Source organism: Vibrio sp. MOR3 (assembly GCF_001557775.1).
GTDB lineage: Bacteria > Pseudomonadota > Gammaproteobacteria > Enterobacterales > Vibrionaceae > Vibrio > Vibrio jasicida.
The window spans coordinates 73660-99211 of the sequence record NZ_LNRD01000016.1; the positions used below are offsets into that span (position 1 = coordinate 73660).

A 25552-nucleotide genomic window follows, 5' to 3' on the forward strand; every position below is an offset into this window, starting at 1 on the left:
TTTTCTCCCTCGATTACAGTGTTTCGTTTAGAACCAATGCCAACAATGCTTGGCGCGCGTACACGCCATTTTCTGCTTGTTGGAAGTAGTAAGCGTGCGGTGTTACGTCGACGTCTGTGGTGATTTCATCCACGCGTGGCAGTGGGTGTAGCACTTTCAAGTTCTCACGTGCACCTTCTAGTAGTGCCGCTGTTAGGATGTAAGCTGACTTGATGTGCGCGTATTCAGATTCATCGAAACGCTCTTTCTGTACGCGTGTCATGTACAGAATGTCTAGTTCAGGAATCACGCTTTCCATGTCTGTATGCAGGCTGTATTGAATACCTGCTTCATCGAGTTCTTCACATAGGTAATCAGGCATCGCGAGCGCTTCAGGTGCCACAAAGAAGAAGCGAATGCTATTGAACTTTGCCAATGCTTGAGTCAAAGAATGCACGGTGCGACCGTATTTTAGGTCACCAACGAACGCAACGTTCAGGTTGTCTAGACGACCTTGTGTTTCTGCAATCGTGTATAGGTCGAGTAGCGTTTGTGTTGGGTGTTGGTTGGCACCGTCACCAGCGTTAATCACAGGAACGCCGTTAGAGAACTCGGATGCCAAGCGCGCTGCACCTTCTTGAGGGTGGCGCATAACGAAGGCATCGACGTAAGAAGAGATCACTTGAACTGAGTCAGACAGTGTCTCGCCTTTTTTCGCCAGAGAGGTGTTACCACCGTTATCAAAACCAATAACATCGCCACCAATACGTTGAATCGCTGTTTCGAATGACAGACGAGTACGTGTGGATGGCTCAAAGAAACAGCTCGCTACAACCTTGTTTTTAATCAGTTCTGGACGAGGTTCTTTTTTTAGCTGACCTGCAGTTTCTACAATCAGTTCCAGTTCTTCACGTGAAAGCTCTGGAATAGAGATGATGTGCTTCTGGTAAAGCGAGTTCGCCATGATCTTCTTCCCTATAACAGTGGTGACTATCTCCAAAATTACCCTGATGGAATTTCGGACATAAAAAAACCTCCCCAATTGGGGAGGTTTTAAAATTCAATAGAATTAACGAAAATAACAGCACGTAAGCGTAGTCGCTTAGCTAGAGCAAATCGCGTTTTTACGTCAGCAATCGGCGTGATCATTTCGTAATCCTCAGACAAATTGCCGAGCATTATACGCTTAACTTTCGTGAGCGCAAGCGATTACATCATGGTTTTTGTTACCATTTTTAATGCTTTGGTTTAGCTGCCTAAGGTTGCCACCATCACGGCTTTAATCGTGTGCATGCGGTTTTCGGCTTCGTCGAATACGATAGAGTATTCCGATTCAAACACCTCTTCGGTGACTTCAAGTCCTTTCATGCCGTATTTCTCTGCCACCTCTTTACCCACAGTCGTTTCATCGTTGTGGAAGGCTGGCAGGCAGTGCATGAACTTCACATGAGGGTTACCCGTTTGCTTAATCACATCCATATTGATTTGGTAAGGTGTCATCAGCGCAACACGCTCATCCCAAGCCTCAGCCGACTCACCCATCGAGACCCAAACGTCGGTGTATAAGAAGTCACAGCCTTTAACGCCTTCTTCAACGTTTTCAGTCAGCGTGATCTTCGCGCCAGTTTGTTGGGCTATCTCTTGGCAAGTTGCGACTAATGCTTCTTCTGGCCAGAAGGCTTTTGGAGCTACAAGGCGAATGTCCATGCCCATTTTTGCTGCGCCAACCATGAGTGAGTTACCCATGTTATTACGAGCATCACCAAGGTAGGCAAACGTCATTTCATGCAGTTGTTTACCGCGCCCGTGCTCTTGCATGGTCAGGAAGTCAGCAAGAATTTGGGTAGGGTGGAACTCATCAGTCAAACCATTCCAAACAGGGACGCTTGCGTAAGTACCGAGCTCTTCAACAATAGATTGACCAAAGCCACGATACTCGATGCCGTCGTACATACGACCAAGAACGCGTGCGGTGTCTTTCATGGATTCCTTATGACCAATCTGCGAACCAGAAGGGCCGATGTAAGAGACCTGAGCGCCTTGGTCAAAGGCAGCAACTTCAAACGCACATCGGGTACGAGTAGATGATTTCTCAAAGATTAGCGCGATGTTTTTACCTTGAAGTTTCTTCTGCTCTGTTCCTGCATATTTAGCTTTTTTCAGCTCTGCGGACAGTTCGAGCAAGAACTGGATCTCTTTAGTTGAGAAATCCAATAGCTTCAAAAAGTTGCGATTACGTAAATTGAAAGCCATAGCTCGTCCCTTAGGTCGTTTGGTTGATAAAGAATAAAAGTATTAAAACATATAAATGCTTTTATTGTGAATAATTATTTTAATTAAAAGCAAAAAAAGGTTGATGCATTCACATCAACCTTAGTCTCAATTGGTTTTATTTGGTGGGAGAGGTTTCTCAAATATCATCACGTTCGATTGGGCAGCTCATACAGCGTGCACCACCACGACCGCGACCAAGCTCGTTACCCGGAATAGTCAGGACTTCAATGCCAGCTTTGTCGTACTTCTCGTTAGTGTAGACGTTGCGTTCGTAACCAATCACAACACCAGGTTTCACCGTCAGTACGTTGTTGGCATCGTTCCATTGCTCTCGTTCAGCTTCATAGCTGTCACCACCCGTTGTGATGATCTTCAATTGATCTAAGCCAAGTGCCGATTCGATGGCATGCAGATAGTTGTGTGATGCTTCGACATGCATTTCACCGTTGCCTTTAGGTGTTAGGCGCCAGGTGTCTAAATCTTTACGCATGATTTCTGGGTATACCGAGAAAGTGTCCACATCCATGTGCGTCATGACCGTATCAAGGTGCATGCACGAGCGGTGTTTTGGTAGGTCGATAGCAATCACTTCTTTCGCCTGACCAGATTTAAATAAACTCGCCGCTAAGTTTTCTACACCTTGTGGGGTTGTACGCTCAGACATACCAATCAAAACGGCGCCTTTACCGATAACCAGTACATCACCGCCTTCTACGTTTGCGTTGTCATAGTGAAGGTCTTCATCACCGAAGTAATTAATGAAATCTTGACCTGCGAAAGTTGGGTGCCAACGGTAAATCGCGCGCAGATGGTTGGTCTCACGTTGTCGCGCTGGCATCATCATTGGATTAAGAGAAACGCCGCCGTATACCCAACATGATGTGTCGCGGGTAAAGAGGTGGTTCGGAAGAGGTTCGATAACGAAATCCAATGGACGCTTCATTTTCGGTAGCATCGAAGAGGATTTGATTGGTAGTTCAGAGTAGGCCAAACCACCAAGAAAGATAGTCGCAAGATGCTCGTCATCCATTTCTGCAAAGTATTGACGCAAATCACGAGCAAATGTTGGACCGTAGCGGAAATCGGAGATTTGAGTATTCAACAACCATTGTTTTGCTTCAGGAACGGCAAGTGTCTCTACGAGCAAATCGTGTAGCAGTAGCACCTCGACATCTTGCTCTCGTAGTGTACGGGCAAATGCATCGTGCTCTTCCCCTGCAGCTTCTACCGCGAGCACATCGTCAAATAACAGTTCGTGACAGTTTGATGGGGTGAGGTGGGTGAGGGCACGCTCTGGGCGATTCAATAACACTCGTCTAAGTTGACCAACTTCTGATCCAACGTACAGCTTGCTCATTTTGTATCCTTACAAATTTTCCAGCCATTAGTTATGACAAGCTTGCCGCAAAGATGCAAGTCCTGGAACTTACTCTATATGTCGATATTTTGGCTTTTATTAGCGATATATTTTGCAAATTAATGATTTGCATTTTTAAATTCTATATTTAGAGCTTTGTTCATAGTATTTAAAAAGTGCGTTTTTATTCTTTTTACTCGCTTTCAATAGACTCACATTGTTAGTGCATAAAACGCGCATAACTATTCTCAAATATGCATTTTTAAAGCTTTCTTTATTCGCTTGCATTTTTAATTGCCTTGTTGGTGTATTCACTTCATAGCCATAAACACGCAATGCACTCTCCTATCTCGACGAATTTACTTGATTAGGATCTTCTGAATATTAAAGATTTCTTGTTTTTGTTAATTTTTTGTTTCTGTGAGCGAGGTTTCGATTTTTGAGAAAGAATATTCGTTAAGAATCCAAGCCGTTTGGTGTTTGTTTGTGGCTTTTCATCGCAATCCGTGCCATATTTCACCGCATTAACATACTCAGTCTTGAGTATAGTGTTTTCATCAAGTAACTAATCTGGAGCCAAAACATGTCTCACGAAGATGAATATCTATCAGTAGAAGAATTAATTGAGATTCAAAAGGAAGAGACTCGCGATATCATTGCAGCATTGCTAGAAGACGGCAGCGATCCAGATTCACTATACGAAATCGAGCACCACCTATTTGCAGAAGACTTCGACACGCTAGAGAAAGCGGTTGTGGAAGCATTCAAAATGGGCTTTGAAGTGCTTGAAGCTGAAGAAACAGAAGATGAAGACGGTAACAAACTGCTTTGCTGTGATGCAACAATGGAATCTGCACTAAACGCAGAAGCGATTGATGCACAGGTTGAGAAGTTGATTCACCTTGCAGAAAAATACGACATCATTTACGACGGTTGGGGTACTTACTACGAAGGCGAAGATGCGCTTTACCCAGACGAAGATGATGAAGACGAAGAGTAATCGACTCATTCATTCTAAGAAGCCAGCGTTTATCGCTGGTTTTTTTTGTGCCTTAAAAATGATAACCGAGGGTGACCATAAATAATTCTCATTGAGTTTGTAGGCTTACTGCCTATAACCCTAAGCCACTTGAGTATATAATGTATGAAAATTGATCTAGCTCAAGGTGTATATGCAACTCTCACTCGCCGGTTTATGGCAAGTCTCTCCACTGACGGACCTTTCTATCCCACAGGATGACATTACTTTCCCTGCTCCTTTGAGTCAGGTATTGCCTGCTGAACTGACTGAAGAAGCGATCCGTCAGCAAGAGTGGCACCTGATGCACGACATCGAAGTGGACGAATCCATGATGGCATTCCCAGCGGTAGAAATGGTGTTGGGTGGTGTGGATTACCATGCAGAAGTGCGTTTGAACGGAGTCGCATTGTTCGACTGTGACGGTTCGCAAAGCATATACAAAAAAGACATTCGTCCATTTATGCAGATGGGGCGCAACCGTTTTGAGATCCTGTTCCTCGAGGAAGAAGAAGATCTTCTGCTGGATGAGGATAAACCGGAGTTGTGCTCACTTGCGGATCATGAATACCAAAAGAGTGATGAGCGCTTGGGGGTATGGCAAGAACCGTATCTACAGTTCATTCGCAATGTTCGTTTAGACCGTGTGGCTACCGAGCAGATTTGGCACCACGGTGGTGGTTGTGAGTTTAAAGTCGACTTGTACTATCAAACTTTTGCGCCGGGTCTAGTATCGGCATCGGTTAAGTTTAATGGCATGACTTACCATATTCCTATTGATGTCCGAGCGGATCATGCGAGTGCTTTATTCCAGATCGAAGCGCCAAAGTATGCCGATCTTAACGATCCCGATCCAAAAGATCTCTACGAACTCGTAGTGGAGTTGGATGGGCAGCGCCAAGCATTTACAGTGGCACTTAGCCAAGAGCTCTGTGTTACCCATCTTGTACTTTAAGTTTGGGGATAAAACGCTATAACGTCTTAAGCATCACGACTTCACATGCATCATGCCCTGTTTGTCCTAGCGGGGCATCGAGATGCTCAAAGCCTAGCTTTTCATACAAGCCTACCGCTTCTCTTAGACATTCTGTCGTTTCTAAATAACACTGCTGATACCCAAACTGTTTCGCCAGTTGTAAGCTCAATGCGACGATGCGTTTGGCTAAACCGTGCCCTCGTGTTTGAGGTAAGAAGTACATCTTTTGCAACTCACACACATTTGGCTCACCAGCTAAAGGTGCAAAGCCGCCGCCGCCCACAATCTCGCCTTGGTATTCGACTACCCAGTAGGCTGCGCCTTGTTGGTCGTAAACCGAGTACATGTCATCAAGCGTTGGATCGGCCACACCATAACCTTTGTCTGCGGTTAAACCGTATTCTGCGGAGACTGCGCGAATCACGTTTGCAACTTGCGAGTTATCTGCTTTGGTAAGAGGTCGAAGAACGTATTCCTCTGCCTGACACACTTTTGTTAGCCCTTTTAGGTAAGTCTCTAAACCAAGTTTGAGTTGCTCTTGCTCACTGTCATCCAGTTGGGTAAGCAGTTGTTCAAAGAAGCTGTTTTGCTGTTGGTCTAGTTGCGATAACGCCTGTTGACCTTGCTCTGTAAGCGCCACAAGTTGACTGCGTTTGTCTTTCGGGTTTTCGATACTCTCAACTAAACCTAATTTGATCAGCCCAGTAACGGTACGGCTTGCATTGGACTTGTCGACATTGAGCTGTTGTGCTAGTTGATTGATGGTCAACGGCTGCAGTTGGATCTCACCTAACGCGTGCGCTTGCACAGGAGTGAGAGCGACGTCGCCACATTGCTTATCGAACATACCAAGCAATCGGACGGCTTGACGGGAATAGTGTCGGAGTTGATGAGCATTCATTATCACTTACCTCTAAAAATAAAGTTGCGCACCGCAATTAAATTAATTGCGGTGCGCAACTTTGTCAATGGTAAATGTCATTTTTCTCGTTAGGAGGCGTATTGAGCCTCCATGTTTAAGCGTGTTGGTGCAGACAGAACTGTGGTGCTTGGTTATCTGATCTATGCATCCATACTTTCTCGTGGAAGTAGTACGCTACTGTATTCAAGCTTGGCTCTAGCATTGCCATGATACCGCCGACAAACGCATCACCTGTTAGTAAGTAAACTACGGTAAAGGCAACACTGAAGTGGATAGTGGCAAAGCTTGCGGTTTTTATTTTGGTCATCCACTGACGAGCTTTAAGCGCAGGGACTTTTGCCCATGCTTTTTCATGAAAGTAGAAAGCGACGGTGTTCACTGAAGGCTCAATCATGGCAATTAAACTACCAATTAGAATGTCACCAGTAAGCACGTAAGCGACACTAAACGCGATAGTAAAATGGAGTGCTGCAAAGGTTAGTGTCTTTTTCATGATAATTACTCAATTGTTGTGTTGTTTCGATAGGTCTATTATTGAGAATTATTATCATTAAATCTAATGGTCAGTTAAGATTAGTTTGATAGGTAAAAACTATTAAATATGAGGCAGAGTAGGAGAGAGTAGTGAATATCTTTGAAAGCTTTCCGAGCAATAAAATGCAAAAAGGGTTGATGCTTTCACACCAACCCTTTGATTCTTTTATTCTAGCTTTTAGCGATTAAAGTGCAGCGATCGTTGTCTTCTGCTCTTCCAGCTTAGCTAGTGTCTCTTTGTAACCTTCAAGCTTCTCACGCTCTTTAGCAACAACCGCTTCAGGAGCTTTCGCTACGAAGCCTTCGTTACCTAGTTTGCCTTCGATACGCTTGATTTCGCCGTGAGTTTTCTTGATTTCGCCATCTAGACGAGCAAGCTCAGCGTCTTTGTCGATCAGACCCGCCATTGGGATCATAAGCTCAGACTTAGCAACCAGTGCTGTTGCACACGCTGGCGTTTCTTCGTCAGCAGCAAGTACGCGTACAGATTCTAGTTTCGCTAGAGACATCAGAACTTGTTTGTTTGCTTCTAGACGCGCTGCGTCTTCTGCGTTTGCTGCTTTCAACATAACGTCAAGCGGCTTACCTGGGTTGATGTCGTATTCAGCACGTAGGTTACGGATGCTGGTAATGAACGCTTTCACCCATTCAATATCGTCTAGCGCTTCTTGGTTGAAGTTTGCTTCGTCGAATTGAGGCAGTGCTTGCAGCATGATTGTCTCACCTTCTACACCTTCAACTAGTGGCTTGATGCTTTGCCAGATAGTTTCAGTGATGTAAGGAATCACTGGGTGAGTTAGACGTAGAGTCTTCTCAAGAACCGTGATTAGTGTACGGCGAGTACCACGCTGTTGCGCTTCAGTACCTTTCCATAGAACTGGCTTAGTAAGCTCAAGGTACCAGTCACAGAATTGGTTCCAGATGAATTCGTAAAGCGTGTTAGACGCCATATCTAGACGGAAGTTGTCGATATGGTTGTTGAACGCTTTCGCTGCAAGTTCAAACTGAGACTCGATCCACTTGTCCGCTAGTGAGTATTCAATCTCACCACCGTCGAAGCCACAATCTTGCTCTTCTGTGTTCATCATTACGTAACGGCTTGCGTTCCATAGTTTGTTACAGAAGTTACGGTAACCCTCAAGACGCTTCATATCCCAGTTGATATCGCGACCTGTTGATGCCATTGCTGCAAGAGTGAAACGTAGTGCGTCTGTACCGTATGCTTCGATACCGTTTTCAAACGTCTTACGAGTGTTCTTCTCGATTTTCTTCGCTAGCTGAGGCTGCATCATGTTGCCACAACGCTTCTCTACTAGAGACTCTAGGTCGATACCATCGATCATGTCGATTGGGTCAAGTACGTTACCTTTCGACTTAGACATCTTGTCGCCGTTTTCGTCACGGATTAGACCAGTAACGTAAACTGTCTTAAATGGTACTTGTGGTTTGCCGTTTTCGTCTTTTACGAAGTGCATGGTCATCATGATCATGCGCGCAACCCAGAAGAAGATGATGTCGAAACCAGTTACTAGTACGTCTGAAGGGTGGAATACTTTCAGATCGTCAGTTTGCTCTGGCCAACCTTGAGTACCGAACGTCCATAGTGCAGAAGAGAACCATGTATCCAGTACGTCTTCGTCTTGGTGAAGTTCAATGACTGACTCTAGGTTGTTATTCTTACGAACTTCTTCTTCGTCACGACCTACGTAAACATTACCTTGGTTGTCGTACCAAGCTGGGATGCGGTGACCCCACCATAGCTGACGAGAGATACACCAGTCTTGAACGTCACGCATCCAAGAGAAGTACATGTTTTCGTATTGCTTAGGAACGAATTGGATGTCGCCGTTTTCAACTGCTTCAACGGCTGTTTTCGCTAGAGGCGCAGTACGTACGTACCATTGGTCAGTTAGCATTGGTTCGATAACCACGCCACCACGGTCGCCGTAAGGAACTTGTAGATCGTGATCTTTCACTTCTTCAAGTAGACCTAGCTCGTCGAATTCAGCAACGATAGCTTTACGAGCGGCAAAACGCTCCATACCGTGGTACTTAGCTGGTAGCTCAGTACTGTAGGCGTCGCTTGCTTCACCGTTAGTGTTGAAGACTTCAGATGCAGCACGGATATTCGCGTCGAAAGTCAGAATGTTGATCATTGGTAGCTGGTGGCGCTTACCAACTTCGTAGTCGTTGAAGTCGTGCGCAGGTGTGATTTTCACACAGCCAGTACCTTTTTCCATATCTGCGTGCTCATCGCCCACGATTGGAATGCGACGTTCAACGATAGGAAGGATGATGTCTTTACCGATAAGATCTTTGTAACGTGGATCTTCTGGGTTAACCGCAACACCAGTATCGCCTAGCATGGTCTCTGGACGAGTCGTAGCCACAACGATGTAGTCTTTGCCATCCGCTGTTTTAACGCCATCTGCTAGTGGGTAGCGGAAGTGCCACATGTTGCCTTTAGTGTCTTTGTTCTCTACTTCTAGATCTGAAATCGCTGTGTGTAGCTTTGGATCCCAGTTAACTAGACGCTTACCGCGGTAGATTAGGTCGTCTTCGTATAGACGTACGAACACTTCTTGAACGGCGTTAGATAGACCATCGTCCATCGTAAAACGCTCACGGTCCCAGTCTACAGATGCGCCAAGGCGACGAAGCTGCTTAGTGATAGTACCGCCAGATTCGCCTTTCCATTCCCAGATTTTGTCGATGAAAGCTTCACGGCCGTAATCGTGTTTTGTTTTGCCTTCTTCTGCAGCGATCTTACGCTCAACAACCATCTGAGTTGCGATACCTGCGTGGTCCGTACCTACTTGCCAAAGAGTGTTTTTACCCTTCATGCGCTCACAACGGATAAGCGTATCCATGATCGTATCTTGGAACGCGTGGCCCATGTGTAGGCTACCAGTGACGTTCGGTGGCGGGATCATGATGCTGTATGATTCTTTAGTAGTGTCACCGTGTGGCTTAAAGTAGCCTTGCTCTTCCCAAGTCTGATACAGAGCTTGTTCAATTGAAGTTGGGTTGTATGTCTTTTCCATAGCGCTCTTTTAATGGATACGTTGATGGTTGAATCTAAGTCAATCTTTATAAGTGAGGGATCTTAACAAGATCGCCTTAACTATAAGGATTGACCGTTAAGGATATTGAATTTCGATCGTTTGCAGTTGATAACCTGCTTGACGGTAAATTTTATACCTTTCTCTTGCGACCTGTTTAGCTTTTTCTTCGCAAGGCACGAAGTCTACCACTTGAGCAAACTTGTTCGCAAAGGTTGTCTCATTTTCCGCCAAATTAATTACCAATTGACGATTCCAATTAGGTTTTACGCCTTCATGGCCGATCTCAATATTGGTGGCGTATTTCGGTCCTTCACCTACGAGATTATGAGCCATGAACTTATCTGCATCAATTTGCCAAAAAGCCTCGGCCAGTTGTTCGGCGTGCGACTTATCTTGGCAGTTCAAATACACTTTAGCTCCTTGGCGAGCAAAGTGCTGAGCCAAGAATACGATGTATTGTTCAAAGCCCGCCTTTGTTGCTTGAGGGCTCTCTTCTTTAATGATGTAGAAGGTTGCAGTTTGCATCATTCTCTCACTTGCCATTGGTCTCATCCTTAGACCATTTTACATTCCTATTCTCTCTCAAGAAAATCGGGGTAATAAAAAAGGGCCTTGCGGCCCTTTTAGATAGTGTTCAGAAATTACTCTTCTGTCTCTTGGCCGCTGCGGTTCAAAAGGAATTGGACAAGCATTGAGACAGGACGGCCCGTTGAGCCTTTCGCTGCGCCTGACTTCCAAGCTGTACCCGCGATATCGACGTGTGCCCAGTTGTACTTCTTAGCAAACTTAGACAGGAAGCAACCTGCAGTGATAGTACCTGCAGGACGACCACCAATGTTTGCCATATCAGCAAATGGACTCTTCAGCTGCTCATGGTACTCGTCTGCCATTGGTAGACGCCATGCACGGTCACTTGCTTGCTCAGAAGCGTTTACTAGCTCATGAGAAAGTGGGTTGTGGTTAGAGATTACGCCGCTGATGTGGTGCCCTAGTGCGATAACACAAGCTCCCGTTAGCGTTGCAACGTCAACTACGCAGTCTGGTTCGAAACGCTCTACGTAAGTCAGTGCGTCACAAAGAACAAGACGACCTTCCGCATCCGTGTTCAGAACTTCTACAGTTTGACCAGACATGGTTGTTAGGATGTCACCTGGACGGTAAGCGTTGCTGCCTGGCATGTTTTCACAGCCTGCTAGAACACCAATAACGTTGATTGGTAGGTTTAGCTTCGCTAGCGCTTTCATTGTACCGAATACAGATGCTGCACCACACATGTCGTACTTCATCTCATCCATACCTTCACCAGGTTTTAGAGAGATACCGCCTGAATCGAACGTCAGACCTTTACCGACGAGAACGATAGGTTTTGCTTCTGACTCTGGGTTACCTTTGTATTCGATAATCGACATCATAGATTCGTTCTTCGAACCACGACCTACTGCTAGGTAAGATGTCATGCCCAGTTTTTCCATCTCTTGCTCACCAATGATCTTGGTGGTTACGGTTTCGTAATCGTCAGCAAGGCGACGAGCTTGAGAGGCTAAGTAAGCTGGGTTTGCTACGTTTGGTGGCATGTTGCCAAGATCTTTTGATGCTTTCACACCAGAAGAAATAGCTAGACCATGGGTGATTGCTTTTTCACCTAGGTTCAGTTCACGACGCGTTGGTACGTTGAACACTAGCTTACGCAGTGGACGACGAGTTTCTGGCTTAACGCTCTTGAACTGGTTAAATGTGTAAAGACCATCTTTAGTCGCTTCAACTGCTTGACGTACTTTCCAGTACGTATCGCGACCTTTAACGTGCAGTTCAGTTAGGAAACATACTGCTTCCATTGAACCGGTTTCGTTAAGTGTGCTGATCGTCTTTTGAATGATTTCCTTGTACTGGCGCTCGCCGAGTTCACGTTCTTTACCACAACCTACAAGTAGAACGCGCTCTGACAAAACACCTGGTACTTGATGCAGTAGTAGCATCTGACCAGGTTTACCCTCTAGATCACCACGGCGAAGTAGTGAACTGATGTAACCGTCACTGATTTTATCAAGTTGTTCGGCTACTGGAGAAAGGCGACGTGGTTCAAACACACCAACAACGATACATGCGCTACGTTGTTTCTCTGGACTGCCACTTTTAACACTGAACTCCATGCGTACTCCTACATCCTGAAGACAAATTGCTCTAAATGTTAGATAATGATCGCTTACTTGTTGAATTTAAGCTCAGGTCTTACCAACAGAGCTGATTTAAGCGCTAACATCTAGTTTATAATTTTTAAAAAAATAAATGGTTCAACGGGAAACTATAGTGATTCGACCAAAAAAACAAGTTTTGTATAGGTAATTTCAGCGTGATTATTGTTAGATATTTGATCCGCGAAACACTCAAGAGCCAATTTGCGATTTTCTTCGTACTTTTTTTGGTGTTTGTGAGCCAGAAGTTTATCAGTGTTCTTGCTGATGCTTCGGACGGGGATATTCCTGCTGGATTAATTTTCTCAGTGGTTGGTTTAAACATGCCAGCCATGGGTTTATTGATGCTGCCATTAAGTTTGTACATCGGCATATTGATCACCTTTGGTCGCTTGTATGCGGAAAGTGAGATCGTGGTAATGAATGCCACCGGTATCGGGAATAAATTCTTGGTACAGGCGGCATTGTACTTAGCTCTGATTACATCAGGTGTTGCTGCGTTTAATGCGTTGTGGTTATCGCCTTGGTCTCAGGACCGTGTCGAGCAACTGTACGAGCAAGTCGCGGCAGAAAACAGCGTTGACCTGCTAAAGAAAGGCCAATTCCAAGGAACGCCAGATGGTTCGTCAGTCGTGTTTATTGACGACATCAAAAACAGCACGTTAAGCAACGTGTTTGTTGCACAGATGCGCCCTCGCGATTCCATTCTACCAAGCGTGATGTTCTCTTCTTCAGGCGATGTAAAAGAACTGTCGGATGGCCGTCAGATCATTACGATGCATGAGGGCACGCGCTATGAAGGTGTGCCGACTCGCGTGGAATACATGATCACCAAGTTTGATGAATATGAAGGCTTGATTGGCCAGCGCGAAGTGAAGCAAAAAGGTCGTGATTGGGAAGCTTACCCAACCGCAGATTTGATCGGCCACCCCGATCCAGAAGCGCAAGCAGAACTGCAATGGCGAATTTCATTATTTGTGTGTATTCCGCTGTTGACGATGTTGGTTATTCCGCTTTCCGCGGTCAACCCACGTCAGGGACGTTTCGCCAAAATGGGCCCTGCCATCTTAATTTACTTGGCGTACTTCCTTGCAATTAGTGCAACGAAATCTGCGTTAGAGGATGGTGCTATACCTGCTGCTATTGGCATGTGGCCTATTAATGCGATGCTGCTTTTGGTCGCTATCCTGGCGAACATGATGGACAGTGTTCCTGCTCGTCGAATGAAAGAAAAATTCCGTAAGAAGAGGCTCGCGTAAGCTGTGTTCAAACTCTTAGACCTTTACATCGGTAGAACGATAATCTCTACCACGGCTTTGGTGTTAGCGACCTTTGTTGGTTTGTCTGGCATTATCAAATACGTAGAGCAGCTGCGTAAAGTCGGCCGTGGTGCATACGACTTAATGCATGCTCTCTACTTTGTGTTACTAAGTATCCCTCGCGATGTAGAAATGTTTTTCCCGATGGCTGCGTTGTTGGGGGCATTAATTGGCCTTGGTATGTTGGCTTCCAGCTCCGAGCTCGTAGTAATGCAAGCAGCCGGCTTTTCTAAGTTGGATATCGGTTTATCAGTGCTTAAAACCGCGGTTCCATTAATGCTAATCGTCATGACGCTTGGCCAATGGGGCGCACCTGAAGCACAAAAAATGGCACGTGATCTACGAGCGTTTGCTCTGTCTGGCGGTAGTATCGTTTCTGTTCGGGCTGGTGTTTGGGCTCGTGATGCCAATGATTTTATCTTTATCGGCAAAGTTGAAGACGACAAACTCTATGGTTTGAACATGTGGCGTTTTGATGATGATAAAAACCTACAGAAAGTCATTTTTGCTGAAGAAGTTGATTACCAACAAGACAACAATTGGCTGATGCGCTACGTGCAAGTTACTGACATGGAGAATGAAAACGTCATTACCAAGCGTGATTTGGAACAAATGGAGTGGCACACCTCATTAGCACCAGACAAACTGGCAGTCGTGACGGTAAAACCAGAAGAGCTGTCACTAAGTGGCTTGTATGACTATGTGACATACCTGAAAGCATCAGAGCAAGATGCTTCACGTTATGAACTGGCATTTTGGCGCAAGCTATCTCAACCGCTTTCTATCGCGGTAATGATGTTGATGGCACTGTCATTTGTTTTCGGTCCATTACGTAGTGTGACCATGGGGGCAAGGGTGCTTTCGGGGGTGGTTGCTGGCTTTACTTTCTACATATCCAGTGAATTCTTTGGTCCTCTAACCTTGGTATATGGCATCCCGCCAGTATTCGGTGCACTGGCTCCAAGTCTCGTATTCTTAGCTATTGCGGTATCTCTGCTCAGAAGAAAGCTATAGATTCCCAAAGACAGTAAACATAAAAAAGGAAGGCGCCATGCCTTCCTTTTTCTATTTTGCTTCTGCCATTTAACTATTTAGCTTTCGGTAATACCACGACTTCAGTTTTTGCCCAAATATCATGGAAACCACGTTTCTGTGGGTCAATGGGTACAGTGAGGTTAGCTAAGCCGAAACCAGAGGTTGCTAGGCGAATCAGTGCCTGAGTTACAGAAATAGCTGAGCCATCTTTGCTGTTTCGGATCTGCATCTTCCAAGCTCGCATGCCTAGTGTTTGACCTGCTCGTGTCCAGAAGAAGACAAAGAAATATACCCAGACTGTCGCCAAGTAAAGGGTAAATAGCGGGCTTAATACAGGGTGCTTTCCTAGCATATCCGCTGCATCTGCATATTCTCCATAGCTCAATAATCCTGCTGCATTTAACGCAAAGACGATTGCCATCACTACGCCGGCGGCCATCATTTCAATTGCTAAGATAATCAGCATATCGTAGAACAACGCCGCTAATCGGCGAAATAAGCCCGCTGGTGGAAGAGTTGTAGAAGTCGTCATAGTTCCATCACTTACCTTTAAAATTGTGCGTCAGGATATAGATTCCGCTTGTCGGTGAAAAGAGAGCTAACGCACAGAGTCTCTAATTACGAAGAAATCACCATAGCAGAAGACACTTTATATCCATCGTCTAACTTAACAAAGCTATCCAGCTCAAACTTCGCGTCACCTAACCTGTGAAATCGTCAAACATACGGTACCTTGCTTAGAACATGAGATTACGAATGACGTGATAGAGGTACAAGATGATCGTGATTACCGGCGCGAGCAGTGGACTAGGTGCGCAACTAGCTAAGTTGTATGATGCTCAAGGCGAAGAAACACTGTTAACTGGACGCAGTGAAGAGAAGTTGGCGACTCTTTCTCAACACCTATCTAATAAAGCTCAAGTGCGTAGTTGTGATTTGGTGGATACATCCCAAGTCGAGAATTTGTTTAATGAGCTGCCTAAAGCGCCTTCTACTCTGATTCACTGTGCTGGAAGTGGGTATTTTGGTTTATTAGCTGAGCAAGACCCGCAAGAGATTCAAAAGCTGATTGAAAATAACCTCACTTCGGCGATTAATATTCTTCGAGAGTTGGTCAAACGTTATCAAGAGCAGCCAGTAAATGTTGTGATGGTGATGTCGACAGCAGCACAGCAAGCTAAGGCACAAGAATCGACCTATTGTGCGGTGAAGTGGGCTGTCAAAGGTTTGATTGAATCCGTTCGTATGGAGTTAAAAGGCAAACCAATGAAAATTATCGCTGTGTATCCCGGAGGTATGGCGACGGAATTTTGGGAGACGAGCGGTAAGTCTTTAGACACCAGTAGCTTTATGAGTGCAGGTGATGCAGCGCGGATGATTCATGGTGCGCTTTCTAATATTGGTAATGGTTACGTTTCGGATATTACAGTTAACCGTTTATAGGGCTGAGAGGGAGGTCTTGTTATCAGGTGATATGGCAGACTGAACTGTGATGAGATCTTCTTTGTCACACTTTGTGGCGAAATTATCAGCAAACGATAGTTATTTAAGGTTTTTCTGCTTGCGCAGGTCAAAAGCTTACGTATAATGCCAACCATCAAAGGGCAATAGCCCCGAGATGCCGGTGTGGTGAAATTGGTATACACGACGGATTCAAAATCCGTTGCCTTCGGGCGTGGCGGTTCAAGTCCGCCCACCGGTACCATATTCCAAGACAGAGCCTCGACGAAAGTCGGGGCTTTGTTGTATCTGGGTTTTGTAAATTCAAATCCAGCGTGGCGTCAGGAGTGCCTGCCCAATCAAGCCACCCACCAGTACTATACATAGAAAGGTCGCTTGTATAGCCGCCTTTCGTCGTTTTGGGTGTTTGAAAATGGTGGAAGAAAGTTAGCGTTGCCTTCGCGGTGGCGGCAGGAATGCTTGTCCAATCAACTCTGCCCACCGGTACCATATTTTAAGACAGAGCCTCGACGAAAGTCGGGGCTTTGTTGTTTCTGGTTATCCAAAATAAAAAAAGCGCGAGGGGTATGCCTCGCGCAAACTACTACATGGTGATAGTAGGAACAGCCTATAGAGCTGTGAACAAGGTGTTCTGTGTATTAGGAGTCCAATCCGACTGTGATACATGCGGAATGTTTACGAGGTAGCGAAGACCTTGGTAAGTCACGACATCATCTGCTTCATAAGCAACGTTTAGTGTCCAGTTAGTTGCAGGATCGGCATTTGTCCAAAGGCTAGACGTTGAAGACGGTGCCCAATCCTGTTGTGCGACGTGCGTTGTAACCGCTTTATAAACAGTACCTGAATGTGTTACGTAATCACCAGCAACGTATGCCTGACCAACTTGCCAAACAGGTGTGTAGTTATCCATGGTATCGAAAACGTATCCTGCTTCTTTTGCGATTTGGATAAACTTAGCCAGCTTAGGTAAGTTTTTGGTTGCTCCCATGCCGCGTTTGCCATCTTCGAATAAGAACTCATGTGTTAACACGATAACTTTGTCTGCGTGTAGCGGAGTACCACAAGGGAATTCTTGTGTTTTGGAGTTGATAGGGTTGATCGTCGTTGGCGCACAACTGTTTAGGGCCGCATCAACATAACCTAGAAACGGTTCTGCTTCCGTCAAACTATTTGCTGGCATTGCAATGCCCCAGTTCTCCGGTGCCCAGTCGAGATCCCAACCATGGGTTTGATATCCCTTATTCGCTAAGATATTTTGAACTTCAATCGAGGCCTTAACGCTGTTTGACGGGTTGTCAGTGTCACAGACGTAGCCAGGTTCCCAAGGTTTTAAGTCATCAGAGGTTGCACATAAGCCATCTGCTTTAAAGTTTTTTGTTACACGCCAGCCGTTGGTATATGGCAATCGAGCAAACTCTTCACCGCGATAGTTTGGGTAACTGGAAATATTTGGTAGGTATCGCTCGAGTACTGCTAAGTTTTCGTCAAATGTTAGAGCGTCGTAGACAGGATCTTGGTAAGAGTTAATTTGATGATCGCCCGTCGCATTACATTCTGCACCACTGTTAGGGCCAAATTCTTCCACGCAGTTATGGATCATATGGGCATAACTGTGGTTCGCTACGATATGCCCTGTATCGAGAGCCAGTTTCAATGCTTCTAAAGCGCGGTCCTCATTTTCATCACCAATCCCATCTAGGTGCCAAGCATTAAAGTAAAAAGTGCCTTTAACCCCTTGTTCATTAAGCACATTAATCACATCGATTGACGCATTAATAGGGCCGTCATCAAAAGTTAAATATATCGTGCCTTTTGGGTCTGCTTGGGCAAACGAATATTGAGATAGAGCAGTGCCTAAGAGTGTAACCATAGCCAGTTTATTTAATTTCATTCTTTATTCCTTTTAAGAAATTAATTATGACGTTGTCAGTAGTAATATATTGATAGTTATAAATATAAATTTTGTGTTTTATTATTCTGTTGGCTTTTATCCTAGACCTAAATAATTAATAAAAAATAGAGCGTATTTTCTAAAGTGAGATTTAGTTCACGAACAATGCAACCGGTTGCGCTTTTTTGCGTTGGTTATTTTTGCTACAGTTTTTGTAGATTGAAAATTACACAACGGGAGTAAGGCTATGAAAAAGATCCTTTTATGCTGTAGCGCTGGGATGTCGACCAGTATGTTGGTTAGAAAGATGGAGCAAGCTGCTGAAAAGCAAGGTATTGTATGTAAGATTGATGCGTTGTCTGTGAACGCGTTTGATGAAGCAATCAAAGAGTACGATGTTTGCTTGCTTGGACCTCAAGTTCGATTCCAATTAGAAGAGTTGCGAAAAACAGCTCAAGAGCACGGTAAAAATATAGAAGCAATTTCCCCACAGGCTTATGGAATGATGAAAGGGGAAGAAGTATTAAAGCAAGCATTAGAACTTATTAACTAATTCAATAGTTTAAAATAAAAAGAACAATCATCAAATATTGATATTTGATGTGGGGTTCTTTTGTCTAAAAATAAGGATGGACTCTATGAAGCTTTATGATGCGATTATAGGAATAGTCGAAAAGCATATAGCCCCAATTGCAGCAAAAGTGGGTAATCAACCTCATGTTAGAGCAATGAGAGACGGATTTATCGTGGCAATGCCGTTTATTATTGTAGGTAGCTTTATCTTAATATTTGCTTTTCCACCATTTGAAGAAGGGACTTCGTTTACTCTAGGTCAAATATGGTTGGACTTTGCGACGACGCATTTCGATACCATTATGATGCCGTTCAATATGTCGATGGGAATCATGACGATATTCGTCTCGCTAGGGGTCGCCTATAGCTTGGCGAAAGCGTACAAAATGGATGGGATAACCAGTGCTGTTTTGTCGCTTATGAGTTTCTTATTAATTGCAGCTCCTGCTAAAGACGGCGCTTTGGCAATGAATCATATGGGAGGAACGGGGATTTTTACTGCGGTAATGAGTGCTTTCTTTTCTGTCGAGCTGTACCGCTTTATGAAAAAGCATAACATTACGATTCGCATGCCAGAGCAGGTGCCTCCGGCTATTGCACGATCCTTTGAGGTATTGCTACCCGTCTTAGCGATTTTCGTTACGCTTTACCCTCTGAGTATTTTTGTTCAAATGCAATACGATATGTTGATTCCTGATGCGGTGATGGCAATGTTCAAACCATTGATCAGTGCTTCAAATACGTTACCAGCGATCATTGGCGCATTGCTTGTTTGTCAGTTATTGTGGTTTGCGGGCATCCATGGAGCGGCGATTGTCGTTGGTCTTCTGTCTCCCATCTTCCTTACTAATATCAGTGCTAACATCGACGCGTTTGTTGCTGGCCAACCTATTCCAAATGTATTCACTCAGCCATTCTGGGACTTCTACATCTTTATTGGTGGTTCGGGTGCAACATTAGCGCTGGTAATGCTTATGTCCTTCAGTCGTTCAGCTCACCTCAAAAGTATTGGACGTATGAGTGCAGTGCCTGGTTTCTTCCAAATTAACGAACCGGTTATTTTTGGTAGCCCTGTGGTGATGAACCCTATTCTATTTATTCCATTCGTATTCGCACCTATCTTGAATGCCACCATTGCGTATTTTGCTGTGCACCTTGGTTTTGTTGGTATGGGGGTAGCAACAACACCTTGGACTACACCAGCTATTATCGGTGCATCATGGGGTAGCGGTTGGACATTCTCACCTGTGTTGCTCGTGATAGGGCTACTGATTCTTGACCTGTTTATCTACTTGCCGTTCTTCAAGATGTTTGAAAAGCAAGTATTAGAGCAAGAGCTTCCAACAAGCAAAGAAACAAAAGACGCGGAACAACCATCCGGTGAAGGCGTAACAGCATAAAGATGATTGGGCTGTCATTCGATAGCCCTCCCTTTCGGAGAGAAGACATGGAACAAGAATTAGTCGTGATGGAAATTATCTGCAACGCGGGTGAAGCCAGAAGTTTGAGTTATGAGGCATTGCGCCTATCGAGAGAGAGAAACTTTGCAGCAGCGGAAGAAAAGCTTTTTCAAGCGAAAGAGTGCATTAACAAAGCGCACCTGATTCAAACGCAATTGATTGAAGAGGACCAAGGAGAGGGCAAAGTGCCAATGACCTTGGTTATGGTGCATGCTCAAGATCATTTAATGACGACCATCTTAGCGCAGGAAATGGCGGTAGAAATCGTCGCATTGAACAAGCAAATTTCTGAAAGGTAAGGAAGCCACGATGCCGAGAAATGCAATCAAGCTCGCCATTATAGGTGGCGGCAGTAGTTACACTCCGGAACTTGTTGAGGGTGTTATTAAACGTTTGGAGTTCTTACCTGTTAAACAGATGCACTTTGTTGATATTGAGTCTGGGGCGGAGAAGTTAGAGATCATCACAGGTTTAGCGCAACGTATGGTCGATAAAGCTGGTGCTGACATTGAAATTAAAGCGGGTTTTGATCGTCGTGAAGCAATCAAAGGTGCGGACTTTGTTATGACGCAATTCCGTGTTGGTGGTTTAGCTGCGCGAGCGAACGACGAGCGTATTCCTATTAAATATGATGTTATCGGTCAGGAAACTACAGGACCGGGTGGTTTCGCCAAAGCATTGAGAACCATTCCTGTAATCCTCGATATTTGCAAAGATATTGAAGAATTAGCCCCAAATGCTTGGATGTTAAATTTTACTAACCCAGCAGGTTTAGTCTCTGAAGCGGTGAGTAAATATACCAAAGTGAAGAGTATTGGACTTTGTAATGTGCCTGTTTCGATGGAAATGATGATTGCCGAGATGATGGATTGTGAACCAAAAGAGCTGCAACTTGAGTTCGCAGGTTTGAATCACTTGGTGTGGGTACATAAAGCATGGCTTAGAGGAGAGGATATTACTCAAACAGTACTAGAGAAGGTTGGGGATGGTGCCAACTTCAGTATGAAGAATATTTGGGAGGAACCATGGGATCCTGCATTTCTTAAAGCGTTAGGGGCGATCCCTTGTCCTTATCATCGTTATTTCTATCAAACAGATGCCATGCTAGCAGAAGAAAAACAGAGCGCGGGTGAACAAGGCACGCGTGCTGAACAAGTTATGGAGACCGAATCGGCACTATTTAAGCTGTATCAAGATCCTAACTTGGCTCATAAGCCAAAAGAGTTAGAAGAGCGGGGAGGAGCTTACTATTCCGATGCATCATTGAACCTAGTGGACTCGATTTATAACAATCGCAATAGTATTCATGTGGTGAACGTACTAAACAATGGCGCAATTAACGGTTTACCTGACAATGCTGTGATTGAATGTAGTGCAGTTATTGGTAGTTGGGGGGCAAAACCGCTCGCAGTAGGGGAGCTCTCGACCAACATAAAAGGACTACTTTACCAAGTTAAGGCTTACGAGCAATTAGCGATTGAAGCTGCGGTTGAAGGGAGTTATGACAAAGCACTTATGGCGTTGACCAATAATCCGTTAGTGCCTGATATTGGGCGAGCGAAATCCATTTTGGACGACATATTGAAAGTGAATGCACCCTACCTTCCTCAATTTAAACTGACAATGCTGTAAAAAGGGATATCACCAATGAAAGTGATTTTTAACGCTGATGACTTTGGCTTAACGCCCGGAGTGAATAACGGAATCATCAAAGCACACCAGCAAGGTGTGGTTCGGTCGACCACCATGATGGTAGGGATGGGGGCCGAGAAGCATGCCGTCGAATTGGCGAAACAAAATTCTAACTTGAAAATTGGTATACACCTTCGTTTTACCGCTGGTGCTCCAATTACGGGGCACCCTAATCTTACCAATGGTAAGGAGCACTTTGTTAGTTATGCCGAGTTATGGAAAAAACAAGATTTCGATTTAAAGGCTGTGTATGAAGAAGCGCAAAGCCAAATAGAGCACTTTCTTGCTTTAGGCTTATCATTGAGTCATCTAGATAGCCATCACCATGCGCACACTCACCCTCAATTGCTCCCTGTTATAAGAGAACTTGCTACAAAATATCGTGTACCTTTACGCGGAAGTGGGTTATGCCATGTCAGGAATCCTGTTCGATATTTCTTTACTGATGAATTTTATGATCAAGGTGTAAGTCTCGATGGGTTGCTAAGGGGCTTGCTCAGATTAAAGTCTCAGTACGATATTGTCGAAGTGATGTGTCATCCCGCAGAGGCCGATCAACCTCTAATACTTAGCAGCGGTTACGCGCTGCAACGAGAATTAGAGCTGCAGGTTCTGACCTCCCCGATACTTAAGCAAGAACTTGTTCAACATGGTATCGCAGTCACGGATTACTCTGAGCTTATTTCTTCTCACAAAGTTGCCAGTGTATGATTTAGGCCGCCGGCGTCGAACCCTATTATCACCTTACGACTTGCTGGTGGCCGCTTTATCTAGGTTATCTCTTCGAATAAAACATGCAGTTGGATTAAATAGCAATATGGCAAGGATAAAAGATGTCGCAGAACTCGCTGGAGTAAACCGTTCCACCGTTTCTCGCATTATTAATGGCGAAGGCAAGTTCCGTGAAGAGACAAGAAAAAAAGTCGAAGCGGCCATGGCGCAATTAAATTATCGCCCAAGTGCGATTGCCCGCTCCCTAGCGACTTCATCAAGTAACATGGTTGGTTTATTGGTGACGTACTACACCGGTGGATTTTTCGGGGAGATGATGGAGCAAGTTCAAACGGAACTAGACATCCATAAGAAGTTTTTGATTACCGCACAAGGTCACCATTCCGCAGAAGGAGAGCGAGAGGCTATTGAGCGTTTTAATGATCTTCGCTGCGATGGTTATGTGCTTCACAGCCGTTATTTGTCTGATGATGAGTTGCGTGAACTAGCAAAGTTACCAACGCCGTTTGTATTACTTGATCGTTTTGTAGAAGGTATTGAAGAGCGGTGTGTCACGTTCAATCATCATGATGCGAGTCGAATAGCGGTAGAGCACCTTATCTCGGGGGGGCACAGGCACATTGCTTGTATTACCGGCCCTTCACAGCGTCATAATAGCTTACTTAGAAAGTTAGGTTATGTAGATGCAATGAAGAGTGCGGGCATCGAAATTGATGAAAGCTGGTGTGAAGAAGGTAACTACGGCCGTCAAAGTGGTTATGATGCAATGGCTTCTATATATAGACGGCATCCTGAAATAACCGCGCTTTTTTCTTGTAGTGAGGAGATGACGGTTGGGGCAATGCAATTTCTGCATGAACATAAGATATCTGTCCCAGAACAAATTTCGTTAGTAAGCTTTGATAGTGTCGACCTATGTGAAAGTCTCTACCCTACGGTATCTGCGGTTCATTTCCCAATTAGTGACATGGCGAGAGTGGCAGTGCAAACTCTTATAGGGCTAGTCAAAGATCAACAAATAGAAAGCAAGCCTATCTTTGAAGCTCAACTGAAAATACGTAAGGCCGATAGGTCTTTATGGTAAGTGCTAAAGGTTGAGTGGCCTATAACCTACTCGTTATTGTCTATTGATGGTGAGCACATCGACGCTTTATACATCGGCCTTATTGATGAATTCATTTACAAAATCCACTACTATTAAAGGCTTATCAAGAAGAACTAAGTCAGTAGTGGAAAAGTGGCAACAATTAAACTTACAGTGGATCGTATTCAGCCCGGCTTACATATCCGTCTCCCACTCAAGTGGAACGAGCACCCCTTCCTATTAAATAGCTTCAAAATCAAAGACCAAGAACAAGTTGAGATGATCCGACACCTTGGAGTTAAGTTTGTTTATTTTAACTCAGAACAGAGCGAAGTATCGCCTCTGCCAGCGAATCAGCCGCAAGTAGAAGTAAAGAAGGACGACACTTTAGAGCTGGAAGCTCAGAAGCTATGGCAAGAGAAGCAAAAGCGCATCGAAAAGCTTAGCGCTTATCGCCGTCGAGTCATTCAATGTGAGAAAGAGTTCGAGCGTTCCCTCGCCCGTATGCGCTCTGTGATGACGAAAATACGTAATCGTCCCGCCGCTGCTGTTGATGAAGCCAAACAATTGATTGACGATATCGTTGAGAAGTTGATGTGCGATGATAATGTCACATTACATTTAATGAATGGCAAAAATGAATTTGAAGATATCTACTTCCATTCGTTGAACGTTGCTGTCATTGCTATGATGATTGGATGTGCAAAAGGATACTCCGCAGAGCAGCTTAAAGCGCTCTCTTTTGCAGCGCTCTTTCATGATATGGGCAAAATTAAAATCCCAACGGCTATTTTACGTAAACAGGTGCCGCTCACTGAACCAGAAAGTAACTATCTTAAGTTGCACACCAAGTACGGCTTGGATATGGCGAATCAAATTGATGACTTTCCTGAAAGCGCGAAAAGAGTCATAGCCCAACATCATGAGATGAGAGATGGCTCGGGTTATCCTAAAGGGTTAAAAGGGGATGATATCGATGAGTTGGCTCAAGTGATCATTGTGGCGAATGCTTTTGATAATTTGTGCCATACGCCAGTCCCTTCCGAACAAAAGATACCTTACACCGCGCTCTCTCATTTATATAAGAATTGCAAACATCTATATAAAGAAGAAAACCTTAATATCTTGATCAAGTTTATGGGCGTTTTTCCACCGGGAACGGTAGTACAACTTTCCAATAATATGGTGGGGTTGGTGATCTCAGTAAATGCGTCACACTTGTTGTTTCCTAATGTCTTAGTTTATGACCCTTCAGTTCCGCGTACACAAGCGCCGATTATTGATCTTGCATCAAAAGACTTAAAAATCGTAAACGCGATTCATCCATCCAAACTGCCCGAAAAAATTAGGGAGTACCTAAATCCAAGATCTCGGATTTCCTATTTCTTTGACAGTGATGAGTAGTTATCCACAGGTTTTTGTGGGTAATCTGTAGAAATCTTGGGTGTTATTTATGGGTATTTTTCTGGTTGGATGGAAAGTATCCACTTGGCATGTTTTTTTAGAAAAAATGCATTTTTAGTCTTGCCAAAGAAAATCTTCTCCCTATAATGCGCATCCATCGACACGGCAGACGCCACAAGGCTTCAGCAGAGTCGAGGAGGTAAAAAACTTCTGAGGAAATAAATTGAAAAAAGTGTTTGACACTCTCAATTATCTCGCTAGAATTCACCTCCGCTTTGAGAGAAAAACTTCTCGCAAAGCAAGCTCTTTAAAAATATAGACCTATCAATCTGTGTGGGCACTCGTTGATGATAATCCAATTAGATACCTCGGTATCAAATTAGGTTTCAATGAACTGAGTGACCAATCAAGTCTTCGGACTTGGCACAGTCAATTCATTATCATTCTGTTGGAATGATAATAGCTTTAAAATTACTTCTTACTTTCGAGTAAGGATGAGTTTTGAAGTCAGTATTCGTTGAGCCGAACAAAATCTTAAATTGAAGAGTTTGATCATGGCTCAGATTGAACGCTGGCGGCAGGCC

23 protein-coding genes and 1 tRNA gene are annotated in these 25552 nt (G+C 44.4%); 13 read left to right on the forward strand and 11 right to left on the reverse strand.

From position 1 onward, the window contains the following. Nucleotides 1-13 precede the first annotated feature (13 nt). The 4 genes from pyrB to arcA all read right to left on the reverse strand — a co-directional run bounded on the left by pyrB (nt 14) and on the right by arcA (nt 3610). Entirely contained in the window at nt 14-943 is a 930-nt protein-coding gene (pyrB, locus tag ATB76_RS22840; protein WP_061036146.1) for an aspartate carbamoyltransferase, read from the reverse strand. An 89-nt stretch (nt 944-1032) separates the two neighbouring features. Beyond that, nucleotides 1033-1158, reverse strand: a complete 126-nt coding sequence (locus ATB76_RS28910) for an aspartate carbamoyltransferase (protein WP_080869678.1) — start codon at nt 1156-1158, stop codon at nt 1033-1035. Nucleotides 1159-1227: 69 nt separating this feature from the next. Further along, nucleotides 1228-2232 (reverse strand): ornithine carbamoyltransferase, encoded by a 1005-nt coding sequence (locus tag ATB76_RS22845; protein ID WP_039975705.1) that lies wholly within the window; start codon nt 2230-2232, stop codon nt 1228-1230. Between the two features lie 157 nt (nt 2233-2389). Next, nucleotides 2390-3610 (reverse strand): arginine deiminase, encoded by a 1221-nt coding sequence (gene arcA / locus ATB76_RS22850; protein ID WP_038864483.1) that lies wholly within the window; start codon nt 3608-3610, stop codon nt 2390-2392. A gap of 583 nt (nt 3611-4193) precedes the next feature. On the opposite strand from arcA, the gene rraB reads away from it, so the two are divergent. Next, nucleotides 4194-4610 carry a ribonuclease E inhibitor RraB gene (rraB, locus tag ATB76_RS22855; RefSeq protein ID WP_038864481.1) on the forward strand — a complete coding sequence of 139 codons (417 nt, stop codon included), beginning with the start codon at nt 4194-4196 and terminating at the stop codon, nt 4608-4610. A 172-nt stretch (nt 4611-4782) separates the two neighbouring features. Then, nucleotides 4783-5583, forward strand: a complete 801-nt coding sequence (locus ATB76_RS22860; RefSeq protein WP_038864479.1) for a hypothetical protein — start codon at nt 4783-4785, stop codon at nt 5581-5583. 16 nt (nt 5584-5599) lie between these two features. On the opposite strand, the gene ATB76_RS27545 is transcribed toward ATB76_RS22860, so the two are convergent. From ATB76_RS27545 to pepA, 5 genes are all read right to left on the reverse strand, one after another. Beyond that, nucleotides 5600-6505 carry a bifunctional helix-turn-helix transcriptional regulator/GNAT family N-acetyltransferase gene (locus ATB76_RS27545; RefSeq protein WP_081094949.1) on the reverse strand — a complete coding sequence of 302 codons (906 nt, stop codon included), beginning with the start codon at nt 6503-6505 and terminating at the stop codon, nt 5600-5602. A gap of 115 nt (nt 6506-6620) precedes the next feature. Continuing rightward, nucleotides 6621-7019 (reverse strand): DUF2061 domain-containing protein, encoded by a 399-nt coding sequence (locus tag ATB76_RS22870; RefSeq protein WP_061036147.1) that lies wholly within the window; start codon nt 7017-7019, stop codon nt 6621-6623. Between the two features lie 226 nt (nt 7020-7245). Then, complete coding sequence (locus ATB76_RS22875) at nt 7246-10104, reverse strand: valine--tRNA ligase (RefSeq protein ID WP_061036148.1); 2859 nt, start codon at nt 10102-10104, stop codon at nt 7246-7248. Nucleotides 10105-10200: 96 nt separating this feature from the next. After that, nucleotides 10201-10650: a DNA polymerase III subunit chi gene (locus tag ATB76_RS22880; RefSeq protein WP_042601075.1), complete on the reverse strand. Its 450-nt coding sequence runs from the start codon at nt 10648-10650 to the stop codon at nt 10201-10203. A gap of 116 nt (nt 10651-10766) precedes the next feature. Continuing rightward, nucleotides 10767-12275, reverse strand: coding sequence for a leucyl aminopeptidase (pepA, locus tag ATB76_RS22885; RefSeq protein ID WP_010450385.1), 1509 nt, complete (start codon nt 12273-12275; stop codon nt 10767-10769). A gap of 200 nt (nt 12276-12475) precedes the next feature. On the opposite strand from pepA, the gene lptF reads away from it, so the two are divergent. Both lptF and lptG read left to right on the forward strand, forming a co-directional pair. Beyond that, the gene (gene lptF, locus ATB76_RS22890) at nt 12476-13576 is read left to right on the forward strand and encodes an LPS export ABC transporter permease LptF (RefSeq protein ID WP_038864471.1); all 1101 of its coding nucleotides are present in this window, start codon (nt 12476-12478) and stop codon (nt 13574-13576) included. Between the two features lie 3 nt (nt 13577-13579). Further along, the gene (lptG, locus tag ATB76_RS22895; RefSeq protein WP_038879670.1) at nt 13580-14650 is read left to right on the forward strand and encodes an LPS export ABC transporter permease LptG; all 1071 of its coding nucleotides are present in this window, start codon (nt 13580-13582) and stop codon (nt 14648-14650) included. Nucleotides 14651-14723: 73 nt separating this feature from the next. Here the strand turns inward: lptG and ATB76_RS22900 are convergent, their stop codons facing one another. Then, entirely contained in the window at nt 14724-15203 is a 480-nt protein-coding gene (locus ATB76_RS22900; RefSeq protein WP_039975711.1) for an RDD family protein, read from the reverse strand. A 245-nt stretch (nt 15204-15448) separates the two neighbouring features. Here ATB76_RS22900 and ATB76_RS22905 point away from each other — a divergent pair, with 245 nt between their 5' ends. Next, a complete protein-coding gene (locus ATB76_RS22905; protein WP_045400552.1) occupies nt 15449-16114 on the forward strand; it encodes an SDR family NAD(P)-dependent oxidoreductase in 666 nt (221 codons plus the stop codon). Between the two features lie 177 nt (nt 16115-16291). Further along, nucleotides 16292-16376, forward strand: a tRNA-Leu gene (locus tag ATB76_RS22910). Nucleotides 16377-16739: 363 nt separating this feature from the next. On the opposite strand, the gene cod is transcribed toward ATB76_RS22910, so the two are convergent. Further along, nucleotides 16740-18023 carry a chitin oligosaccharide deacetylase gene (cod, locus tag ATB76_RS22915; RefSeq protein ID WP_061036149.1) on the reverse strand — a complete coding sequence of 428 codons (1284 nt, stop codon included), beginning with the start codon at nt 18021-18023 and terminating at the stop codon, nt 16740-16742. A 247-nt stretch (nt 18024-18270) separates the two neighbouring features. Between cod and ATB76_RS22920 the strand changes: the two genes are divergently transcribed. From ATB76_RS22920 to ATB76_RS22950, 7 genes are all read left to right on the forward strand, one after another. Continuing rightward, nucleotides 18271-18576, forward strand: coding sequence for a PTS sugar transporter subunit IIB (locus ATB76_RS22920; protein ID WP_063345294.1), 306 nt, complete (start codon nt 18271-18273; stop codon nt 18574-18576). Between the two features lie 85 nt (nt 18577-18661). Beyond that, nucleotides 18662-19996 carry a PTS sugar transporter subunit IIC gene (locus tag ATB76_RS22925; protein ID WP_038864463.1) on the forward strand — a complete coding sequence of 445 codons (1335 nt, stop codon included), beginning with the start codon at nt 18662-18664 and terminating at the stop codon, nt 19994-19996. 47 nt (nt 19997-20043) lie between these two features. Beyond that, nucleotides 20044-20355 (forward strand): PTS lactose/cellobiose transporter subunit IIA, encoded by a 312-nt coding sequence (locus ATB76_RS22930; protein ID WP_038864462.1) that lies wholly within the window; start codon nt 20044-20046, stop codon nt 20353-20355. A 10-nt stretch (nt 20356-20365) separates the two neighbouring features. Further along, a complete protein-coding gene (locus tag ATB76_RS22935) occupies nt 20366-21688 on the forward strand; it encodes a 6-phospho-beta-glucosidase (RefSeq protein WP_038864460.1) in 1323 nt (440 codons plus the stop codon). Between the two features lie 15 nt (nt 21689-21703). Beyond that, the gene (chbG, locus tag ATB76_RS22940) at nt 21704-22459 is read left to right on the forward strand and encodes a chitin disaccharide deacetylase (protein WP_038864458.1); all 756 of its coding nucleotides are present in this window, start codon (nt 21704-21706) and stop codon (nt 22457-22459) included. A gap of 106 nt (nt 22460-22565) precedes the next feature. Beyond that, nucleotides 22566-23564, forward strand: coding sequence for a LacI family DNA-binding transcriptional regulator (locus tag ATB76_RS22945; RefSeq protein WP_061036150.1), 999 nt, complete (start codon nt 22566-22568; stop codon nt 23562-23564). Nucleotides 23565-23717: 153 nt separating this feature from the next. Continuing rightward, nucleotides 23718-24968 (forward strand): HD-GYP domain-containing protein, encoded by a 1251-nt coding sequence (locus tag ATB76_RS22950; protein WP_061036151.1) that lies wholly within the window; start codon nt 23718-23720, stop codon nt 24966-24968. The last annotated feature ends 584 nt before the right edge of the window (nt 24969-25552 follow it).